20 protein-coding genes are annotated in these 22,126 nt (G+C 31.4%); 13 read left to right on the top strand and 7 right to left on the bottom strand.

The window, feature by feature from the left end:
- Positions 1 to 5 precede the first annotated feature (5 nt).
- The 10 genes from QBK95_RS13895 (at position 6) to QBK95_RS13850 (ending at position 12,573) form a co-directional block, all read left to right on the top strand.
- Positions 6 to 422, top strand: a complete 417-nt coding sequence (locus QBK95_RS13895; protein WP_280934772.1) for a hypothetical protein — start codon at positions 6 to 8, stop codon at positions 420 to 422.
- A 111-nt stretch (positions 423 to 533) separates the two neighbouring features.
- Entirely contained in the window at positions 534 to 1,742 is a 1,209-nt protein-coding gene (locus tag QBK95_RS13890) for a DUF2062 domain-containing protein (protein ID WP_280934770.1), read from the top strand.
- Positions 1,735 to 5,415, top strand: coding sequence for an MMPL family transporter (locus tag QBK95_RS13885; protein ID WP_280934767.1), 3,681 nt, complete (start codon positions 1,735 to 1,737; stop codon positions 5,413 to 5,415). The genes QBK95_RS13890 and QBK95_RS13885 overlap by 8 nt, the downstream gene beginning before the upstream one ends.
- On the top strand, positions 5,416 to 6,957 hold the full coding sequence (locus QBK95_RS13880) for a phytoene desaturase family protein (RefSeq protein WP_280934766.1): 1,542 nt from the start codon (positions 5,416 to 5,418) through the stop codon (positions 6,955 to 6,957).
- A complete protein-coding gene (locus QBK95_RS13875; protein WP_280934764.1) occupies positions 6,957 to 8,624 on the top strand; it encodes a C45 family autoproteolytic acyltransferase/hydrolase in 1,668 nt (555 codons plus the stop codon). The genes QBK95_RS13880 and QBK95_RS13875 overlap by 1 nt, the downstream gene beginning before the upstream one ends.
- Positions 8,625 to 8,629: 5 nt before the next feature.
- Positions 8,630 to 9,931 carry a flexirubin biosynthesis putative acyl-CoA ligase FlxY gene (gene flxY, locus QBK95_RS13870; RefSeq protein WP_280934762.1) on the top strand — a complete coding sequence of 434 codons (1,302 nt, stop codon included), beginning with the start codon at positions 8,630 to 8,632 and terminating at the stop codon, positions 9,929 to 9,931.
- Positions 9,932 to 10,070: 139 nt separating this feature from the next.
- Complete coding sequence (locus QBK95_RS13865; protein ID WP_280934760.1) at positions 10,071 to 10,496, top strand: hypothetical protein; 426 nt, start codon at positions 10,071 to 10,073, stop codon at positions 10,494 to 10,496.
- 3 nt (positions 10,497 to 10,499) lie between these two features.
- Complete coding sequence (locus QBK95_RS13860; protein ID WP_280934758.1) at positions 10,500 to 11,135, top strand: hypothetical protein; 636 nt, start codon at positions 10,500 to 10,502, stop codon at positions 11,133 to 11,135.
- On the top strand, positions 11,099 to 11,905 hold the full coding sequence (locus QBK95_RS13855; protein WP_280934757.1) for a sensor histidine kinase: 807 nt from the start codon (positions 11,099 to 11,101) through the stop codon (positions 11,903 to 11,905). Before QBK95_RS13860 ends, QBK95_RS13855 begins: the two co-directional genes overlap by 37 nt.
- Positions 11,902 to 12,573, top strand: a complete 672-nt coding sequence (locus QBK95_RS13850; protein ID WP_280934755.1) for a response regulator transcription factor — start codon at positions 11,902 to 11,904, stop codon at positions 12,571 to 12,573. The genes QBK95_RS13855 and QBK95_RS13850 overlap by 4 nt, the downstream gene beginning before the upstream one ends.
- On the opposite strand, the gene QBK95_RS13845 is transcribed toward QBK95_RS13850, so the two are convergent.
- From QBK95_RS13845 to QBK95_RS13830, 4 genes are all read right to left on the bottom strand, one after another.
- The gene (locus QBK95_RS13845; protein ID WP_280934752.1) at positions 12,568 to 13,752 is read right to left on the bottom strand and encodes a THUMP-like domain-containing protein; all 1,185 of its coding nucleotides are present in this window, start codon (positions 13,750 to 13,752) and stop codon (positions 12,568 to 12,570) included. The two genes, QBK95_RS13850 and QBK95_RS13845, sit on opposite strands and share 6 nt — an antisense overlap.
- Positions 13,753 to 13,830: 78 nt before the next feature.
- The gene (locus QBK95_RS13840; protein WP_280934751.1) at positions 13,831 to 14,919 is read right to left on the bottom strand and encodes an AI-2E family transporter; all 1,089 of its coding nucleotides are present in this window, start codon (positions 14,917 to 14,919) and stop codon (positions 13,831 to 13,833) included.
- 8 nt (positions 14,920 to 14,927) lie between these two features.
- On the bottom strand, positions 14,928 to 15,440 hold the full coding sequence (locus tag QBK95_RS13835; protein WP_280934749.1) for a TrmH family RNA methyltransferase: 513 nt from the start codon (positions 15,438 to 15,440) through the stop codon (positions 14,928 to 14,930).
- Between the two features lie 5 nt (positions 15,441 to 15,445).
- Positions 15,446 to 16,093: a DUF4159 domain-containing protein gene (locus tag QBK95_RS13830; RefSeq protein WP_280934748.1), complete on the bottom strand. Its 648-nt coding sequence runs from the start codon at positions 16,091 to 16,093 to the stop codon at positions 15,446 to 15,448.
- A gap of 44 nt (positions 16,094 to 16,137) precedes the next feature.
- Here QBK95_RS13830 and QBK95_RS13825 point away from each other — a divergent pair, with 44 nt between their 5' ends.
- Entirely contained in the window at positions 16,138 to 16,857 is a 720-nt protein-coding gene (locus tag QBK95_RS13825) for a DUF1223 domain-containing protein (protein ID WP_280934745.1), read from the top strand.
- 335 nt (positions 16,858 to 17,192) lie between these two features.
- Positions 17,193 to 17,768, top strand: a complete 576-nt coding sequence (locus QBK95_RS13820; protein WP_348637340.1) for a hypothetical protein — start codon at positions 17,193 to 17,195, stop codon at positions 17,766 to 17,768.
- Positions 17,769 to 17,880: 112 nt separating this feature from the next.
- On the opposite strand, the gene QBK95_RS22955 is transcribed toward QBK95_RS13820, so the two are convergent.
- Positions 17,881 to 18,096 (bottom strand): T9SS type A sorting domain-containing protein, encoded by a 216-nt coding sequence (locus QBK95_RS22955; protein ID WP_445012629.1) that lies wholly within the window; start codon positions 18,094 to 18,096, stop codon positions 17,881 to 17,883.
- A 241-nt stretch (positions 18,097 to 18,337) separates the two neighbouring features.
- Here QBK95_RS22955 and QBK95_RS13815 point away from each other — a divergent pair, with 241 nt between their 5' ends.
- Positions 18,338 to 20,026, top strand: a complete 1,689-nt coding sequence (locus QBK95_RS13815; RefSeq protein WP_280934742.1) for a T9SS type A sorting domain-containing protein — start codon at positions 18,338 to 18,340, stop codon at positions 20,024 to 20,026.
- 195 nt (positions 20,027 to 20,221) lie between these two features.
- Here QBK95_RS13815 and QBK95_RS13810 read toward each other — a convergent pair whose 3' ends face one another.
- Together QBK95_RS13810 and QBK95_RS13805 are read right to left on the bottom strand one after the other, a co-directional pair.
- Positions 20,222 to 21,364 carry an esterase-like activity of phytase family protein gene (locus tag QBK95_RS13810; RefSeq protein ID WP_280934740.1) on the bottom strand — a complete coding sequence of 381 codons (1,143 nt, stop codon included), beginning with the start codon at positions 21,362 to 21,364 and terminating at the stop codon, positions 20,222 to 20,224.
- A 45-nt stretch (positions 21,365 to 21,409) separates the two neighbouring features.
- Complete coding sequence (locus tag QBK95_RS13805; RefSeq protein ID WP_280934738.1) at positions 21,410 to 22,114, bottom strand: 16S rRNA (uracil(1498)-N(3))-methyltransferase; 705 nt, start codon at positions 22,112 to 22,114, stop codon at positions 21,410 to 21,412.
- Between the last annotated feature and the right edge of the window lie 12 nt (positions 22,115 to 22,126).

Raw genomic sequence — 22,126 nt, 5'->3', positions numbered from 1 at the left:
ATGTTATGAAAATATTTAAAATCACTTTTTTACTTCTAATAACGGTTTTTTCTTCTTGTAAAAAAGATGTAGAAATACTTTCTGCAATAAAAGAAACAATCATTCCTGGAATTCCTGAATCAAAACCGTATGTTCGGTACGTAGTTGATTTAGAATTATTAAATGATCATAATGTTGAGATTGAAAAAATAGAGTTTCTTCAGAATAAAGTATCTGATTTTTCTATTGTTGATAGTAAGAATAATACTGATATATCAAAAATAGAAAAAAAGGGGATGTATAAACTTATAGTCACTCCAAATATGGAAAACAATGAGTCATCTGATATAAAAGATACATTGGTCATATTTTATAAGTTTGATGATCAAAACAAAAAGATCACCCTAAATTCATTTACTGAAAAAGTTACTAGAAGACGCTAGCATACCTCATAGAGTAATATTGAAGGATATATTAAAAGATCCTAATTTCATTACTATAATTTCAGAGCATAACAGAGATTATGTTATTTTTGCAACGGAAAATAAAGCTCTGTGACCATAAACACATTACAAGATCATCGTTTTGAAACACTTAACTGTTGTGTTTTTATACCTACCTATAATAACCAGAAAACACTGGATAATGTTATTAAAGGAGTATTAGAATACACAGATCGAATCATAGTTGTTAATGATGGGGCAACGGATGATACGTCAAATATATTAGCAAAGTATAAAGATACACTAAGAATTATAACGTTTCCTGTAAACAAGGGTAAGGGAGTAGCTTTACGAGAAGGATTTAAAGAAGCGGATCGTTTGGGCTATGATTATATGATTACTATTGATAGTGATGGGCAGCATTTCCCTAATGATCTTCCAGTTTTTTTGGATCAACTTGAAAAGCAGGACCCTAATACTTCCTTATTACTAATAGGTTCCAGAAATATGGATGATCCTTCAGTACCTGGAAAAAGTAGTTTTGGAAATAAGTTTTCTAATTTCTGGTATTATATAGAAACAGGAATCAAACTTAAGGATACGCAGTCTGGTTATAGGCTGTATCCAATAAAAGAAATAAGTAAGTTGAAATTGTTTACTTCTAAATTTGAATTAGAAATAGAAGTTATCGTAAAGCTTGCCTGGAGAAATGTTGAAGTTCGTAATATACCTGTTCAAGTGCTATATGATGAAACAGAACGAGTATCACATTTTAGGCCTTTTAAAGATTTTACTCGTATAAGTATTTTAAATACCTGGTTAGTTACATTAACACTGTTTTATTACCTTCCTAAACGATTAATCCGTAGAGTAAAAAAAAAAGGGTTTAAAAAGTATTGGAGAGAAAACGTATTAAGAAGTGATGATCCTCCTTTTAAAAAGGCGAGTGCCATATCCTTAGGCCTTTTTATCGGTATTTCTCCGCTTTGGGGTTTTCATACTATTTTAGCATTGTCTTTGGCGGTTGCTTTAAAATTAAATAGAGCAATTACCTTTCTGTTTTCTAATATTAGTTTGCCCCCTTTTATTCCCTTTATTATATATTGTAGTTATCAACTCGGAGCAATTGCAATGGGAAAACAAATGGATGCAACACTTAATATCGAAGATATAAAATCAGGTACAGATGTGTTTAAGAGTTTAGGTCAGTATATTTTAGGTAGTTTTATTTTAGCAACATTAGTCTCATTGATTTCAGGAGTCATTGCGTATTTGTATTTTAGCCTTCGCAAATCAAAAAGTAGTGCTATCGATGCATAATTTTTTTCTTTCAGTATATCAATTTATTAAGCAAAATAAATTAATTGCCTGGCCAATAATTATTGGAGTTTTTGCTGTATTTGCCTTTTTAGCAAGTTCTATAGGTTTCGAAGAAGATATCACGCGATTAATACCCAATAGTGATAAGTCTGAAATTACTCAGAAAGTTTTAAAAACGGTTTCGTTTTCGGATAAAATCGTGGTTAATATCAGAAACAAAGGAGAAAATCCAGATGATCTTACTGCATATGCTTCAGCGTATATAGATTCCTTAAATAAGCACCTTCCTCAATACATTAAAAAGATACAAGGAAAAGTAGCAGATGATAATGTTATGCAGTTATACGATTTTGTATATAAACACCTTCCTTTTTTTCTTACAGAATCTGATTATAGGGATATAGATCATAAAATTAACCCAGATTCGATCTCAAAAATCATCGAGAACAATTACAAAAGTTTAATCTCTCCAGCAGGATTGGTTACCAAAAAATATATAGTAAAAGATCCATTAGCATTAACTCCAAAAGGGCTTCAGAAACTTGCTCAACTTCAATTAGGAGATAATTATGATCTCTATAATGGTTTTTTGATTACAAAAGACAGAAAAAATCTTTTACTGTTCCTTACTCCTGCATTGGCTACTAATGAAACAGGAGAGAATACGATTTTTGTAGAAGGGTTAAAAAAAATTACTTCAGAGTTAAATAGTAAGTATGCCTCAAATGCAGAAGCTACATTATTTGGAGCGACCTTATATGCTGTTGCTAATGCAAAACAAATTAAAGGAGATATACAGCTTACAGTTAGCATTGCGATGAGTATATTATTACTTATTTTGATTTTCTTCTATCGAAAACTTGCTGTACCACTTATTATTTTTACTCCTACAGTGTTTGGAGCCATAGTAGCCATTGCAATGTTGTACCTGATTAAAGGCAAAATTTCTGCAATATCGCTGGGTATCGGATCTGTATTATTGGGCATAACATTAGATTATTCTTTACACATTCTAACACATTTTAGGAATAATAATAATGTCAAGGAGTTATATCGAGATGTCTCAATGCCTGTTTTGATGAGTAGCTTGACTACTGCGGTTGCTTTTTTGTGCTTAGTTTTTGTGAAATCCGAAGCGTTAAATGACCTAGGGATTTTTGCAGCAATAAGTGTAGTAAGTGCATCTATATTTGCCTTAGTATTTATTCCACAAGTGTATCGTTTTTCTGAACATAAAAAAGCTAAAAGAAGAACGTTTATAGATAAAATTTCTCAAACGGATTTTCATAAAAATAAAATTCTTATTTCTATAATTACAGTTGTATTTATAATTGCATTGTTCTTGTTTCACAAAGTTGGATTTAATACAGATTTAAATACAATGAACTATCAACCAGAAGAGTTGGTTGCAGCAGAAGTTGATTTGGATCGTATTAACAATAATAAAGCTAAATCAATTTACCTGGTTTCCTATGGCACATCGCTTAATGAAGCATTAAATGCTAATAATAGACTTTTTGAAACCTTAGATCAGAAAAAATCAAATAATGAGTTGATTAATTTTAGTTCTGTTGGTGGTGTTGTACTTTCTCAAGAGGCTCAAAAAGAAAAAATAAAGCTATGGAATGAGTTTTGGACAGATCAACGTAAAGATTCGATTACCAATCTTTTGAAACAAAAAGGATCATTAATTGGCTTTAAACCAGAGACATTTACTCAGTTTTATAATGCCTTGAATGTAGAGGTTTCGCCAATAGGTTTTAATACTTACAAACAAATTAAAGAACTTTATTTAGATGAGTTCGTTACGGATCAAGAAAATTTCGCAACGGTGGTTTCTGCGATCAAGGTGGATCATGAGGATGCGGATAATATTAATGCTTCGTTAAGTAAGATACCCAATACTGTAGTAATTGACAGGAAACAATTAAATGAAACATTACTAGGTAATCTTAAGAATGACTTTAATTCATTAATTGGATATTCTTTAATTGCAGTTGTACTATTATTACTCATTTTTTATCGTGATCCAATGTTAACGTTACTTACCGCGTTACCAATTGCGATAACCTGGGTGATAACATTGGGAGTAATGAAAATACTCGGTATTGATTTCAATATTTTTAATGTGATTATATCTACGTTTATTTTTGGACTGGGAGTCGATTACAGTATATTTATCACCAATGGACTTGTTAAAGAATTTACCTATGGAGTAAAAGAATTATCAACTTATAAAACCTCTATTCTATTATCTGTAATAACCACAATATTAGGAGTAGGAGTTTTAATTTTTGCTAAACACCCAGCGCTCCGTTCAATTTCTACAGTATCTCTAATCGGTATTCTATCAGCTGTTTTAGTAGCGTTTACCATTCAACCTATGTTGTTTAGACTATTTATTACGAATAGAGTAAAAAAAGGGTTAACACCACTTAGAATAAGACAAACCTTATGGTCTATATTTAGTTTTGGATATTTTATTATTGGTGGGTTTCTTGTCTCTATTATGAGCAGTCTTATTATCCCTTGGTTTCCAGTAAGTAAGAAAAAGAAAATGGGAGTTTTTCATAAAATAACTTCTAGGTTAATGGGATCCGTTCTGTATTCTAATCCTTTTGTAAAAAAACGAGTATATAATCCTGAGCAAGAAGATTTTAGCAAACAATGTATTATCATAGCCAATCACTCTTCATTCTTGGATATTATATCTATTGGCATGCTATATCCTAAACTAATATATCTTGTTAAAGATTGGGTATATGATAATCCAGTATTTGGAAGAGCTGCTAAACTGGCTGGGTTTTACCCAGTTTCTTCAGGAATTGAAGGAGGTGTAGAACATCTTCGCGAAAAAGTGAAACAAGGATATTCGTTAATAGCATTTCCCGAAGGTTCTAGAACAGAAACAGCTAAAATGAGTAGGTTTCATAAAGGGTCATTCTATCTGGCGCAAGAATTAAATTTGGATATACTTCCAGTGGTAATTCATGGAAATGCACAAGTATCTCCTAAAGGTGATTTTATTATTCATGATGGTGCGGTTCAATTAAAAATACTGCCAAGAATAACTGTAAATAATAAAGAATTTGGGAATGGATATGCAGAGAGAACTAAAAAAATAAGCACATATTTTAGAGAGCAATATTCGGATTTACAGAAAGATTTAGAAGGTGTAGATTATTATAAAAAAGCACTACTTAATAATTATAGATATAAAAGTTGCTATTCTGATATAAAAAATGATTTCAAAATTAACAAAGAAAAATACTATAAAGCAGCTAGCTATATTGAACATAAAAACAATGTACTTCAGTACAGCGATGATTACGGACAGTTTCTTTTGTATCTAAGTTTTAAAAAACCATATACTAAACTAAAAGGGATACTTACAGAAAGTGAGAAGTTATTGGTTGCACAAAATTGTTATACAACAATACGTAATAAAGTAGGATTTGTATCAAATATGGATTTGACTTCGACAAAATTTGATGTACTTTTGCTAAACACAACCACACCAATACAACCACAATACATAAAAGAATTAGTATCAGAGGATATAAAACGAATTATTATTTTCTCTGGACATAATGAATTTCCTGATGCAATAAAAACTACTTTTAAAGTAGATGTTCAGGAGTTTGGATTAACAGTTTTGAATAGAATATCGTAAATGCAAGATAAGTTTGACGTTATTATCATTGGAAGTGGATTAGGAGGATTGGTCTCTGCTAATATCCTTGCAAAAGAAGGTAAGAAAGTTTGTGTTTTAGAAAAGAATAATCAGTTCGGAGGAAATCTACAAACTTTTGTAAGAGATAAAAGTATATTCGATACAGGTATCCATTATATCGGTGGTTTAGAAAAAGGGCAGAATTTATATCAGTACTTTAAGTACTTGGATATTATGGATGACCTTAAGATTACAAGAATGGATATCGATAGTTATGATGTCATAACTTTTGATGATGATGAATTAGAATATCCACATGCGCAAGGATATGATAATTTTGTAAAACAATTAGTTAAGTTCTTTCCAGAGGAAGAAAAAGGAATTAAAGAATATGCTGATAAAGTAAAAGAAACCTGCTATAAATTTCCGTTATATAACCTAGAACCTGGAGATAGATATTATGGAGAAGATCTATTAACATTAAAGGCTAAGGATTATATTGATAGTGTTGTAGAGAATCCAAAATTAAGAGCGGTACTTGCGGGATCTAATTTATTATATGCTGGAGATCCAGATAAAACACCTTTTTATGTACATGCATTGTCAATCAATTCTTATATAGAAAGTGCTTGGAGATGTGTACAAGGAGGAAGCCAAATTGCAAAATTACTGGTAAAACGATTTAGAGCTTTAGGAGGTACTATCTTTAAATATCAAGAAGTAAATAAATTTAATTTTGAAGAAAATCAGTTAGTATCGGTTTCTACTACAAAGGGCGATACTTTTTTTGCAGATAACTTTATTTCTAATGTAGACCCTAAACTTACGTTACAAATAATAGGAAAAGAGCATTTCAGAAACATATATTACAAGAGGATTCTGAATACAGAAAGTATTATATCCTCATTTAGCTTATATATTGTTTTTGAAAAAGGTACTTTTCCATATATCAATAAAAATTATTATCACACCAATACACCAGAAAAGGTTTGGACTACCCAAAACTATGAAGAAGAAAATTGGCCAGAAGCATATTTAATTTCTACCAATGAAGATCTTAAAAACCCTGGTTTTGCAGAGAATTTAACATCTATCGCATATATGCGATTCGAAGAAACACAACCTTGGGCAGATACTTTTAATACTGTTGCAATTAAGAATGATAGAGGAGAAGATTATGAGGATTTTAAACAACGTAAGATAGAAGCTTATCTAAAAGAAATAGAGAAGAAATTTCCTGATATTCGATCTTGTATTAAGTCTGTTCATACTTCTACACCATTGTCTTATAGAGATTATATAGGATGTTATGAAGGATCTATGTATGGTTTTGCAAAGGATGCGGATAGTCCAATGAAATCCTTTTTATCTCCAAGAACCAAGATTCCAAACTTATTGTTTACGGGTCAAGGATTAAATATGCACGGTGTTTTGGGAGTAACAATAAGTGCAGTAGTAACTTGTGGAGAATTAGTGGGTAAAGAGTATTTATTACAACGTATAAAAGATACATTGGCAGAAAAAGAACTGACCGATTCATAATGAGAAATTCCATTTATCATATACTTTTTCTTACGCTTGTTATTTTGTCATCATCTTGTGGTGTCAAGAAATCATTGGCTGCAAGACCAGATATTTCTGGAATTGAACGTATAGATACAACCAGAGTGCAGCATAGTGAAAATTTTTACACATTGAATGGTAATCTACTTCGTAAAAATACTCAAGGATTATGGGAGTTGTATCTCGAAGGAAAACCATTAGAAAGAGGAATTGCAGCAGGAAGTTTAGCTAGGGAATTAATTAAGATTCAGGAGGACGCTTTTATTGGAAAAGTAACAGAGCTAATTCCATCAAAAAGTTATTTGAAATTTTTAAGCAAAATCGTAGCCTGGTATAATAGAAAGTTACACCTTAATGTACCAGAAGAATATAAAGCAGAAATCTATGGAGTATCCAGATATGCATCCAATGATTATAATGATTTTGCAGAACCTTATGTGCGTATGTTATACGCTCACGGAGCTCATGATATTGGACATGCATTACAGGATTTAATGTTGGTAGGATGTACTTCGTTTGCTGCTTGGGGTGATAAAACAGAAGATGGACAATTACTGATTGGACGTAATTTTGATTTCTATGCTGGAGATGAATTTTCTAAAGAAAAACTAGTCACTTTTATGAATCCTGAAAAAGGACATAAGTTTATGACCTATGGTTGGGCTGGAATGATAGGTGCACTATCTGGAATGAATGAAAAAGGACTAACCGTTACGATTAATGCTGGTAAATCTAAGATTCCTCTAATTGCTAAAACACCAATTTCAATTCTTACCCGAGAAATATTGCAATATGCTGCAACTATAGATGAAGCCATTGAGATAGCCAAAAAAAGAGAAGTTTTTGTTTCAGAGTCTATCATGATAGGGAGCGCCAAAGATAAAAAAGCAGTATTAATAGAAGTTTCACCAAATAATTTTGGAGTGTATGATGTGCCCAATACCGATCAATTGATTTGCTCAAATCATTTCCAAAGTGAATCTTATAAAGATGATAAACGTAATCTAAAAGCTATCGCAGAAAGCCATTCTTTTTACCGTTATCAACGTATGACAGAGTTATTATCTGAGCATAATATTTTAAACCCTAAGAAAGCTGTTGAAATTTTAAGAAATCGAGAAGGATTAAAAGATAAATTAATTGGATATGGTAACGAGAAAGCATTGAACCAAATGTTAGCACATCATGGCATTGTTTTTCAACCAGAAAGCAGAAAAGTTTGGGTATCTACTAATCCTTATCAGATGGGAGAATTTGTAGCCTATGACCTTGATGAAGTTTTTAGTAAAATGAAAATTCAAAAAGAAGAAGTTGTAATTGCTTCTGAATCGTTAAATATTCCTGAGGATACATTTATACACACTGAAAAGTATATGAATTATGAGTCTTTTAGAGTGTTGAGTAGGAAAATTGAAAACGCTGTAGATGATGAACAAAAAATTTCTGAAGAAGAATTAAAACAATTCGAAAATCTAAACCCTAATTATTGGGCAACGTATTTTGTACTTGGGAAATATTATTACGTTCAAAAAGATTTTAAAAAAGCATTGACAGCTTTTAAGCAAGCTAAGAAAAGAGAAGTAACCACAATTCCTGATATGAAACAAATAGAGAAGTATATCAGAAAATGTGAACGAAAAATATAACATCCATGATCCAAAGCATCGAACAATCAACACAGACAGAAATATCGAACCTTCAGAATAAGAAGCTTCAGGAATTGATTGCTTTTGTGTTTCAACATTCTCCATATTATAAAAGGTTGTTCTCCAAATATGATATTGCCTTGGATGATATTAATACGGTTGAGGACCTTAAAAAACTTCCGATAACAACTAAGGATGATTTACAAGCTTACAATGATGATTTTTTATGTGTTCCAAAATCCGAGATTGTTGATTATGTAACAACATCTGGAACTTTGGGGAAACCAGTTACATTTGCATTAACAGAAAATGATCTGGAACGATTAGCCTATAATGAAGCAATTTCTTTTGAAACTGCTGGCGTCACTAAAAATGATGTAGTTCAACTAACAACAACGTTGGATCGTAGGTTTATGGCTGGTCTTGCTTATTTTTTGGGAACCAGAAAACTAGGTGCAGCAATGGTTAGAGTAGGTGCTGGAATTCCTGAACTACAATGGGATTCTATACAGCGGTTTCAATCTACCTATTTGGTTGTAGTACCTTCATTTTTACTAAAGTTGATTTCCTATGCAGAAACACATGGGATTGATTATAAAAACTCTTCAGTAAAAGCAGCAATATGTATTGGAGAACCATTAAGAGACCAGGATTTTAATCTAAATACACTAGGAAGTAAGATTAAAGAAAAGTGGGATATCGAATTATATTCTACATATGCTTCTACAGAGATGAGTACAGCGTTTACAGAGTGTGAGGCACATCAAGGAGGGCATCATCGTCCAGAATTGATTATTGCAGAGATTTTAGATGAAAATGGAGCGCTGGTACAAGAAGGAGAAGTAGGAGAGTTAGCTATAACAACACTAGGTTTAGAAGCGATGCCGTTATTACGGTATACAACTGGTGATATGGTTCAATCTCATAAAGAGAATTGTAGTTGCGGAAGAACAACCATGCGTTTAAGCCCTGTTCTTGGTAGGAAGAAACATATGATTAAATATAAAGGGACTACTTTATATCCACAGAGTGTAATTGAAGTGCTCACCAGTTTTGAAGGATTAGGTATGTATGTAATCGAAGTGGTTATAGGAGATCTTGGAACAGATAAATTGTTAATACACGTGTCGAATTCTTTAACAGCTATACAACAAAAAGAATTGAAAGAACATTTAAGAGCAAACTTAAGAGTAGTACCAGATCTGGTTTTGAATACCAAAGAAGCGTTAAAAGCAAAAAAATTCCCAGAGATGAGTCGTAAACCAATTTCCTTTATAGATTCTAGAGATACGGTATCAAACTCCTGATAAAGCCAGTTTTAATTATTTGATTTTCAAATAAAAGGGGAATTCATCTATGTTTTAAATAATTTTTTCACAGATATTTAACGATTTGATTAGTATTTATTCTAAATTTAGGGAATACTAATTTTAAACCAAACAAAAAATGAATCCTAACACGGAAAACACAGTTGAATCGGATGTAGCAGCAGAATGGACAGCTAAATGGAGAGAAACTTGCCCTGATAATTGTAAAGCCTTTTTAATACCTGCAGTAGATTTAATTGAAGTCTTAAATGATATGGGACTTATTGGAGATAAAGCCGCTGCTAAAGCTCAAAAAAGAGCCAATAAGAATAATCTAGATGTTCGAGCATATATGGCCATTGGAGCAGAACCAGGACAAGAAACACAAGAAAAAATATTAATAGTAGGAACACAACAGGTAGACGGAGTATATAGAGATATTATCAATGGATCAGTAGATGGTAAATCATTAGGATTGACAGATGACCCTTCTAGTGGTATTTATGATTTTACAACTCCTTGTCCTCCAGTTTGTGACCCAAACAGTCCCCTATTTGGAGGGTAATTAATGGAATTACTAAAAAATCTTGGCTATACAGCTACAATATTATTAATTATTAATACGATATTATATATAAAAGCCTTACGTAATGGAGGTAAGGCTTTTAAAATATTTACTCTTTATTTAATATTGATCCTAATTATTGAAATTCTATCCAAGATTATTGGACCTTTTTTACATTATAATAACATATATCTATCAAATATTTTTTTGATTGTACAGTTTTCAATGTTATCTATCTTTTATAAGGTGTTATTGGATAAAAAATGGATTTACTATATCGGAGTTGCTGTGCTAGCTTTTTTAGCAATTCAATATCTTACAAACCTTGATTTGTTTACTAAATATAATGCTTTAGGGATTAGTCTTACCCAATCTATTTTAATCACATATTCGATTATGTATTTCTACAATTCGTTACAAAGGAAAGAGCCAAAATTTTTAATAGTAAATATTGGAGTTTTTTTATATTTGATTTGTAGTACATTGATCTTTGCTTCTGGTAATTTGGTGTTTAATATAGAGATACCGACCGAAACATATATTTTGTTGTTAAAGCTAAATGCGTTTTTATATATTATCTTTCAAATCCTAATCTTTACCGAATGGAGAAAGAATTACTACAAGAAGATTCACAAATAGTTGTTATTGTTTTAATAGCCATCATGATATTGCTATTTATGGCAATAGCTCTGGTTTTGTTCTTTTTCTTTTCTCGTAAAAAGATTATTGCTTCAGAATTAGAAAAAGCAAATTTGGAGATTTCTTATCAAAAGGAATTACTGCATAGTACAATAGAAACACAAGAAGAAGAACGTAAAAGAATCGCGCAAGATTTACACGATGCTATTAGTGCTAAATTAAATGTAGTTAGTCTTAGTACTAATGTTTTGATTGATGGTACATTAAAAAAAGAGGAACAAGAGCATACCCTACAACATATATTATCTGTTACTACAAAAACATTAGAGAGTTCCAGAAGGTTAGCACATAATTTATTGCCACCGATTTTGGAGAATTTCGGGCTTCAAGCGGCAATAGAAGAACTGTGCGATGAGTTTGAAAGTAGTAAAAAAATAAAAGTAGAATATCAAATTGACTATCACAATATATTATCTAAAAGTAATGAGCTGCATGTTTTTCGGATTGTTCAGGAACTTTTAAACAATTCTGTGAGGCACGGTAAGGCAAAAAATGTTACATTAAAAATAAATAATCCCGATACACAATTGGATATAGAATATTCTGATAATGGAGAAGGATTTAATATGGAATCAATAGCGAAAAAGAAAGGAATAGGACTCAAAAATATAGAAAGTAGGGTAGAGATACTCGATGGGGAGCTTTCATATCACAGTGAGATCGGTAATGGAGTTACGTTTAATATCAGTACTAAAAAACCTAAACCATGAAAAAAAACATTATAAAATTAGCCATAGCCGACGACGAAACATTATTCAGACAAGGCATCACTTTTATTCTGGATAAAGAGAGTAATATAGAAATATGTATTCAAGCAGAAAATGGTAATGACCTTATTAAGCAACTAAATCATACCAGAGAAATACCTGAGATTATATTGATGGATCTAAAAATGCCAGATCTTAATGGAGTAGAAACTACCAAAATAATCAAGAAGAAGTTTCCAGAAATAAAAATTATTGCGCTGACAAGTTATTATAGCAAACCTTTTATTATTAATATGATGCAACAGGGTTCGGTTGCATATCTTGCCAAAAATGCTACTCCTACAGAGGTTGTAAATACAATAAATCAAGTTGCTGTAAAAGGGTTTTATTATGATGAAAGCGTTATGAGTATTCTAGAGGAAGCATCATTAAAAATGAATAAACAGTTTAAGGATGATGATGAATATTTAACACGCCGTGAACGTGAAGTTTTAAAATTAATATGTGAACAGAAAACTACTACAGAAATAGCAGAACAATTATTTATAAGCCCTAGAACTGTAGAAGGGCACCGTAATAACTTATTGGTAAAAACAGGCTCTAAGAATATTGCAGGGCTAGTGATACATGCAATAGAAAATCAAATATTTGTGCGTAACGCTGAATTATAAGGTGGTTTTACGACAAACCAAAACTATCTTCTCATTTGTGAGATTTGTGGTAAAAAATAAATATATATCACCACCATCTTTGATCTTAAGCTTTTTGCGAATTTCGGAAACAGTTTCAGGAAAATTACGGGTGGTGATATTGGCTTTTATAATTTTTTCTTTCTTTAGTATTTGTCTTTGATATGGTAACACCGTTAGTACTTCAAAACTCCTTCCAGGAAATTCTATTTTTTGATTAGAAGTGTATAAATGAGAATGCTCGTGAATTTTTTGTAATTCATATGCCTTTGCAATACTATAAAAACCTCCACTTTTCATAATAGCAGCGTTAGGTTCATAGATGTATTTTTTAGGTTGTGACAGTGCTACATTACTATCATTTTCTTTAAGTAACTCAAAAGAAAAACGAATCGTTTTACCTTTTACAAGATTAATGGTATGAGCAATAGTGGGTTTCTTAGTTTCTTTTTCTAGTACCCATAACAATTCTTTTACTTCGTTATTAACAGCAACGATATGTATTTCTTTAACAAATTGTAATGACTTTAATCCAGAATGGATGTCAAGTAGCGGAGAGGTTTTGATCAGTATATGATTGCTTTTCGAAAATAACATATCCAGATTTGATGGAACATCTGGTAAACAATCTTCTAAAAAAAATACTTTTCCTTTACTATTGTGTCTTCTTGATGGATCAATATAAATCCAATCAATAGTATCTGATTTTTTTAACGTTTGTAAACCGTCACCACAAATACAGGTAATATCAGCATCTAAAACCTTAAAATTATGAGTCGCAATTTTACTTAATTCCTCATTCATTTCGCAATGAATTACTTGATTGATATTTTTAGAAAAGAAATAATCATCGATTCCAAAACCGCCTGTAAGGTCTATAAGAGTGTTGCCAGAAACCAATGTGCTTTTATACACTGCAGTTGCTTCAGAAGATGTCTGCTCTAAATTTAATGTTGGAGGATAAAAAATTCCTTTTGTTTGATGCCATAGAGAAAGTTTATCTTTAGCTTTTAATCTTCCACTGATTTGTTGAGCCAATTCCTGAACTGTTATATCATCATAAGGGCTTCCAGAAAGAATAAACTTTGAAATGTCTGTTCTTTCATCAGATTTTTTGAAGATAAAATCTTGTATTTCTGTATGTAAAATATTGTTGTTCAATGTTTTTTAGACCAATGTTGTGTGTCTTAACTGTGAATCATATAATACTAATGTACTAGAAAATAAGATCAATGAGTATTATAGCTCTTTGGTTAATTGCTTTACGATTTTATATTCTGACAAAAATTCTTTGGAAATGACTTTGATAGCAGTATAAAAAGGAACTGCTACAATCAATCCACCGATCCCAAAAAGAGCTCCAAATATGAGTATAGCCAAAAAGATCTCTAGCGGATGTGATTTTACACTATTCCCAAAAATTAATGGCTGATTAAGGAAATTATCAATTAACTGGATCACAACGTATCCTATTAAAATATACGTTAGTTTCGGTAAAATAACAGATTGAAAATCCAACCCAAGATTACTTGTGGTAGCTAGAATCAAGACCAATGCTCCACCAAATAAAGGTCCAACATACGGAATTAGATTAAAAATTGCAGCAATCAATGCTACCGCTACTGCATTATGTACACCGAATATTAATAATAAAATCGTATATAAAACAAACAGAATCAAAATTTGAAGTAATAAACCAACAAAGTACCGAGATAATAAATCTTTGATCTTATTAAAAGCTCTCATAAACCTTGTCTCATCATCTTTCTTAGCAAATACCAACATACTGTTTACTAATAGCCTACTATCCTTTAATAGAAAAAAAGAAATGAATAACACTGAGAATAACCCTACGAGTAATGCTCCAAAACCACTTAAAAAAGAATTTATAGCATTTGGAATCGCTTTAAGGTCAAAAAATTGCATTAGATCTGTTTGTTTGATCAGTTCTACAAAGTTTAGTTTTTCTACATTAAAATAGTCACTGATCTCTTGATTTAAACGATCCAGATCATCACTTACTTCATTAATATCTATCTCACTAATCAATTGACTTTGTTCTGTAATAATAGGAACGAATAACAGAAATAAACTAAGAAACAGTACTATGGTTATGAACAAAGCAAAGACTGTAGCTAGCGTATTATTAAACTTCAATTTTCTTTTTAAGAATAGTACTAATGGCCTTCCCATCAGGGAAATTACAGCAGCAAAAGTGATGTATAGTAGGATGGATTGTATTTTATATAAAAACCAAAGTAGTAAAAGTATTCCAACAATAAAGGCTATAGCTCTTAGAATACCGTACGCGATCGTTTTAGAATTCATATTACGATTTATTTAGATAACTGTTTAGTAATTTCATATAGTGATATTGCAGTAGCAGTAGCTACATTCATACTACTATTATTTCCATACATATTTATATGTATATTTTTAGAGACTTTTGTTAACACATCTTCCGAAATACCTGATTTTTCCTCACCTATAACCAATGCAATTTTATCACCATAAGCACATAGATGTTCTGAAACAGGAATACTGTTTTTAGTAATTTCTAATCCAAGTATTTTATAGCCTTGAGATTGTAGGGTATTAATTATCGGTAAAACTTGTTCTTCTTGTTGATAAGGAATAATTTCATGAGTTGATCGCGCTGTTCGTAACATTCGTTTGCTAACAACGGTTATGTCTTCACCACAGAAATAAATCTTCTCTACACCAAAGCTGTCTGCAATTCTAAATATACTACCAATATTTGCAGGAGAACTAACGTGATCACAAATTAATGTAATAGGGAACTGTTTTTTTACAAACACAGAATTGTCATGATGTAATTGCTCTGCCATTAGTATTAATTCTCAAAAGCGTATTTGATAATATTAGCACCCATTTTTAATGCTTTTTGTCTAACTTCTTCAGAATCATTATGGATTTCAGGGTTTTCCCAACCATCTCCTAAATCACTTTCAAAAGTAAATAACAATACCAACCTTCCTTCATAAGTAATTCCTAAAGCTTGTGGACGTTCTCCATCATGTTCATGAATTTTGGGTAATCCATTGGGAAACTTATATTTAGAAGAGAAAATTGGATGAGAAAGAGGTAATTCTAGTAACTCCTTATCTGGAAATATTTTAACTAATTCTTTACGAACATAGGGTTCCATACCATAGTTGTCATCGATATGTAAAAAACCACCACTTAATAAATAGTTTCTCAAATTCTCTGCATCTTGTTCAGAAAAAAACACATTACCATGACCAGTCATATGAATATATGGATATTGAAAAATATCAACACTTTCGGGCTTTACTGTTTTAGGCTTGGTACTTATTGTAGTACTAATGTTCTGGTTACAAAAGGTAATTAAATTAGGCAAAGCAGTACGGTTGCTATACCAATCACCACCACCATTATATTGTAATACTGCAATATCCTGAGCAAATATACCTCCAGAAAATAATATCAGGCAAAGAATACTTGTAAGCTTTGTAATCATAAACGTCTAAAATAATAGATTCTAAAAGTACTAAAATAAACGAGATGATGAGGAACCTTTTGATACTATTAACGATAACAATTTCTGGATTGATTACAGCTCAGGACAATAACAAAGCAATTGTGGTTATGGAATTATTTACTTCGCAAGGATGTAGTAGTTGTCCTCCAGCTGATAAATTATTGGAAGCCATTAAAGAAGAACACAAAGATGACAATGTGTTTGTATTGTCATATCATGTGGATTATTGGAATAGATTAGGTTGGAAAGACCCTTTTAGTTCTGAAGAGTTTAGTGATTATCAAAGAGATTATGCGCAACAGTTCTATAGTAGATCTATTTATACGCCACAATTGGTAGTCAATGGAAGTGAACATTTTACAGGATCCAATTATACAAAAGCACAAATCGCACTACGTAAGTATGCTAAAACAAAAACCACCAACACGATAAGTATAGAAAAAATACAACGAGAAAATGAATCTGTAATCGTTAATTGCGCTATTAAAGGAAAGGAGTTTGACAGAGTTACGCTTGCACTGGTTGTGTCAGAACGGATTACAGAAATAGGTAGAGGAGAGAATCGTGATAGAACTTTGAAAAATTCAAATATTGTAGCAAGTCGTTTGGTAAAAGAAGACGTAACAGGAACTATTAACTTACCTATTCCTGATTGGGTAAATTCTAATGACAACCTTACACTTATAGCATATACTCAGGATATGTCATTAAAAACTACAGGAGCTACTAAAGTAGATATCTAAAAATCCTGTTAATAATAAATTCGAAGTCATAACATCCTGTGTTATGGCTTTTTTGTTTAGAGAATTTGTGCTACTTTAAGAAACTATGAATTTATAATTCTTAATTAAAATTATGAGGGTTGAATTATTCATAGTGATACATACAACCTGATACTTACACTTTAACGTATTATAATTTGATTAAATACCTTTATTTATCTGATTTAGATGATTTTCTTATAAAACAATATAGGAGCGCAATAAAATTGGCTTTTCCAGAAATTATTTTAAATTCCCAAACCACTGAAAAGTACTGGAGTACCTTAGAAAAATATTTCCCGCACACCCAACTTTTTATGGTGAACGAAGACAATAACCTTATAGGTTTTATGAATATTGTTCCTGTATTTTGGGATCAACCATTAAAAGAATTACCAGATAAAGGATGGGATTGGTTGGTACAGAGGAGTATATATGATTATGAAAATAATATACAACCAAATTCTTTGGGTGGTTTACAAATTGTAATTACTAAGAAGTTTCAAAGAAAAGGGTTTAGCAAACTATTAATTTCTAAAGCAAAAGAAATAAAACAAAACTTAGGGTTGATAAATTTTGTAATTCCAATAAGGCCTGTTTTTAAACATAAATTTCCAAAAATGAAAATGGTTGATTATTTAGAGTTTAAAAAAGACCAGAATATCTATGATCCATGGATAAGAACGCATCTCAATGCGGGTGCAAAGATTATAAGCGTATGCAAAAACTCAATGAATGTAAAAGGGGATATCGTTTTTTGGCAAGGATTGCTTAATAAAAAGATTGTTGAGTCGGGTTCTTATAAAATAAAAGGAGCTTTGAATTTAGTAACTATAGATATTGAAAAGGATTTTGGAGAATATAGAGAAGAGAATATCTGGATAGCTTATTAGTTGGTATTGGATGTACTAGCAAAAAAACAATCCAAGAGCATAAGTGTAAAACTAAAAAAGAGCATTGTCATACTGACAATGCTCTTTTAATATATTCAAAAAAATTAAAAGCTTATTTGATCACTAATTTCTTAGTAATAGAGGTGTTATTTTGATCTAACTTGATAATATAAATACCAGCATTTAAATGAGATATATTTAAAATTTGATCATTAACAGTCTTAGAAATAACTCGTTTTCCTAATATATTATACACATCTACATTTATTGCAGTATTTGATTGAGTAGTTATATTTAGGAACCCAGTAGTATTTGGATTAGGATATATACCGAAGTTTTCAGAAGGATTATCGAATTAGTTAATTATAAACTAGCGTATTTGTTTTAAGGTTCTTAGTTATATCAGGACTATTATTACCAAAAGATGAAACGGTTTAAAGTAATTGAAGATAAAGTTGTTGTTGTTTTATCTTAAGGTTAAATCCTGGCTTCATCTTATGGATTACTCGTTTAAAAGGTAATAATTATGTATCTTTACCTGTTATTTTTTATAAAACTTAAACTCAATCATGAAAAAAATTACTTTTTTATTAAGTCTTTTACTAACTTCTTTTAGTTTTGCTCAGTTATCTATTAATGAAGTAGATGCTGATCAAACTGGTACAGACTCAGCAGAATTTATTGAATTATTATCATCTACTCCAAACTTTGCGCTAGATGGCTTTGTTGTCGTTTTATATAATGGAAGTGATGATCAAAGTTATGCTGCTTATGACTTAGACGGTTTTAGTACAGATGCAAATGGATTATTTGTTTTAGGAAATACTGGTGTTACAGGTGCTAGTATCACATTACCTTCAAACGGTATACAGAATGGGGCAGATGTAGTTGCCATTTTCCAGGCGAGTGATACCGATTTTCCTAATGATACTGCTATCACCACAACTAATCTAATTGATGTTATTGTTTATGGTACAAACGATGCAGATGACACAGTGTTATTAACAGGTTTTGGGGAAACTACACAATATAATGATACTGCCACAGAGTCATTACAATTAACAGATGATCAAACTAGTTATGTAGCTGCAGCTCCAACTCCAGGTGCTTTGAATAATTTATCTAACCCGTCATTGTCAATTGATTCTCCGTCCGATAATAATGTGTTTACTCCAGGTACAGCTTCTGTAGATATTTCTTTTACTGTAGGTAATTTTGCGTTAGGAGGTTCCAATATTGTTGAATATATTGTTAATGGAGGTACACCTATGACTACTACATCAAGCCCAATTGCAGTTTCAGTTATGGATGGACAATCATATACCGTTACACTTGAGTTAAAAGATGCAGGTGGATCTCTTATGCCACAAGTACTTGAAACTATTAATTTTTCTGTAGGTAGTCTTACTAACGTTGCTAATATTGCTGCCCTTAGAGCAGGAACAGTAGGTAACTTTTATACTTTAACAGGAGAAGCGATCTTGACTTTTCAACAGAGCTTTAGATTTCAAAAGTTTATCGAAGATGGTACAGGAGCTATATTGATTGATGATAATAGTGGTACAGTTACTACTGCCTATTCGATTGGAGATGGTATTACAGGTATTACTGGAGAATTAGGTGATTTTAATGGTCAATTACAATTTATACCATCTTCAGATCCTGGTGCTGCGAGTAGTACAGGTAACTCTATAGATCCTCAATTTATTACAGTTGCAGATCTTGTAGCAAATCCTGAAGACTACGAATCTGAGTTGGTAGCTATTGGAAATATTACCGTTGATAATACTCCTTCTACAACTTGGGATAATGGTACAGAATATCCAATAACTCAAAATATGGATAATTTCACTTTTAGAACTACTTTCTTTGATGTAGATTATATAGGCCTTACTGTGCCAACAACTCCAGTTAATATTGTGGGGTTAATTACAGAAAGAAATAATGGTAGCTATTTTATTACGGCTAGAGATAATAATGATTTTCCTGCAACTTTAAGTGTGGCTGAATTTACAGACGATAATCGTTCTTTAAGAATATTTCCTAATCCAGTATATGATGGTGTAATTAACTTCCCAGCTATAGAAAATAGTAATGCAGAAATTAAGATCTTTAATGTTCTTGGTACAGAAGTAGTAAGAAAAAGATTAAATAGTGATACTGTTTTGGATGTTTCTAATTTAACTACAGGAATATATCTAGTTCAATTATTTGAAAATGATAAGAGAGTTTCTACAGATAAACTTATCATTAGATAATATTTTTTAATTTATATATCAAGAAACACCTCGATCCTAATTGAGGTGTTTTTTTATATAATTATTTAATTATTTGTACAGTTGTGTTATTTCTGTTTTTACCAAAATAAGTATTCAAAATAAAAATATTTTAAAGAGGAGAATTGCAGTTTTTTAAACATAAATAAACTAACCAACTTTGTTTTTCAATCAGAATTAAGGAACCACCCTAAATACAATTAACTGATTCAATTGAGGTAAAAAGGCATTAAAATTATTATCAGAAACAACTACCAGAGATTTGCTACCATCAATCAATGTGGGACCAAATGTAATTCCTTCTATATTATCGACAATACCATTCGTTAACTGATTGCGGATATCTTCAAATTCAAACAACAATGTTTTAGTAGCTTTAGTATAGGTTCCAGCAGAAAGTACTGTTGTAGTTAATGTATTGGTAGCATTTGTAGCATCTACTTTATATATCTTAACCGTATTTCCTCCATCCAGATAACCAGATGAGAAGGAACGTTCTATTGCTAAGAATTTATTTTCATCATATTCCAAAATCTCAACAAGACCATTAATGGTAAAGGTTGTTCCAAGTGCAGGTGCTCTATCAACGGGATCTAGCTCATACGCAAATTGCCTTTCTGCTTGTTTAGTAGATTTATCGATGCGTGTAACACGCACAGGTGATTCTGTTTCTGTAATTGTAGGCTCAGGCCCATCTTCTATAAGAGGAAGCTCCATACCTATCCAATATGCATTAGTGTCAAAACTTATAGATAAAGCTTCTAAGGCACCATTATGCCTAGGACCTGATAAATCATCAACGGTATTTGCTGCCAAATGGTTAGGAAGTGTAAAACTTTGTAATTGATTTCCGTCGGTTGTAATTTCTAATAAAGCGGGGTTTATCCCATTTGCTATAGCACCTTCACTAGTATAAATAAGATTTCCTGTACTTGTATCAAATCTGATTGCTTCTGGATCTACTTGATTTTCAGAAAAAGAATTACCCAAAGCATCTTTGATTTCTATCATTGTGTGAATAGACACATTGGTAAACTGATCTTGATTGTATGAGATATCGGCTGTGTAATATCTAATAGGATCAGATCCATCACTTATAATATACCAATTACCATTTTTATAGTCTATACCAGAGAAACCACCTATAGGAACACCATCTATGTTTTGTACAGGAATTATGAATTCATCGATATATTCTAAATTACTTATAGTATTAACTGGTTCAACAGGCGGTTGAGTATCATCACTAGTATTACTACTAGAAGAACAATTAGTACACAATATAATTACTAGTATGAAATAAGTAATTTTAGCTATCATTTCTTTAGCGTTAGTGAGTTTAAAGATAAAGATTTGTTTTTTATATTATGAATTAAGTAATGCGATACTATGTGTGGCAACAATTGCGGCAGTTTCAGTTCGCAATCTTGTTTCTCCTAATGTAATCGGAATGTAACCAGCATCTTTGGCCTTTTGTATCTCATTTGTAGAAAAATCTCCTTCAGGACCGATTAGGAGCGTAGTAGTGTTATTGAGTGTGAGAACGTCTTTTAAGGATTGTTTTTTAGTCTTTTCACAATGGGCAATCAGCAATTGACCCTCATTTTCTTTTGTTATAAATTCAGAAAAGGAGATGGCAGGATTTAATTTGGGAAGATAACATTGTAAAGATTGTTTCATTGCACTTTGCAGGATGCGTTCGAAACGTTCTGGTTTTATAACTTTTCTTTCACTATGATCACAAATAACAGGAGTAATCTCATCGATACCTATTTCTGTAGCTTTTTCTAAAAACCACTCATATCGATCATTCATCTTTGTAGGAGCTACAACGAGATGTAATTTATAATTTTTAGGAATCCGAAGTTCTTTGGATTCTATTTGAATAATACATTTATTAGGACTTGAAAAAGTGATCGTTCCTGTACAGAACAATCCTAATCCGTTGGTAATGTGTAAGATATCTCCCTCTTTTTTTCGTAGTACTTTAGTAATGTGTTTACTTTCTTCTCTGGAGAATTCAAATTCAGTACTAGTTTCTGTAATATTTCCACTATAAAATAATTGCATAAAAGATGAGGA

Source organism: Aquimarina mycalae, assembly GCF_029906345.1.
Taxonomy (GTDB): Bacteria; Bacteroidota; Bacteroidia; order Flavobacteriales; family Flavobacteriaceae; genus Aquimarina.
Note: the sequence above shows the minus strand (reverse complement) of the source record. Positions and strands in the feature narration are given on the sequence as shown.